This window comes from Tamlana crocina (assembly GCF_012037625.1).
In genome coordinates, this window is the sequence record NZ_JAAVJS010000142.1 from 1 (window position 1) to 519 (window position 519).

At 45.5% G+C, this 519-nt stretch carries 1 protein-coding gene; it reads right to left on the bottom strand.

Annotation, left to right across the window (positions count from 1 at the left end; translation table 11 throughout):
- On the bottom strand, positions 1-519 hold a 519-nt coding region (locus tag HC176_RS16025; protein WP_209309751.1), incomplete at both ends, for a hypothetical protein.

Below are 519 nucleotides of genomic sequence, written 5' to 3' on the forward strand. Positions count from 1 at the left end.
CCAGTGCCCGGAGTGTAAGTCGCTTCAGTAAGAGAAGTGGGATTAGCGATGGTTCCTGTTCCATTGGAGGTCCAGGTAATTCCTGTGCTGTTAGTAGCTGATGATCCTTCTGTAATATTAATTGCAGCATTTGAACAAGCTATTACATCGGTTCCTGCAACTGCTGTTGGAGCCTGATTTATCGTCAAAGTTTTAGTTGACACCGCATTTGCACAAGGGCTGTTTCCTGTAGCTGTTAATGTTAGAGTGACAGGCCCGGTTTCCCCAGTGCCCGGAGTGTAAGTCGCTTCAGTAAGAGAAGTGGGATTAGCGATGGTTCCTGTTCCATTGGAGGTCCAGGTAATTCCTGTGTTGTTAGTAGCTGATGATCCTTCTGTAATTTTAATTGCAGCATTTGAACAAGCTATTACATCGGTTCCTGCAACTGCTGTTGGAGCCTGATTTATCGTCAAAGTTTTAGTTGACACAGCATTGGCACAAGGGCTATTTCCTGTAGCTGTTAATGTCAGAGTGACCGGC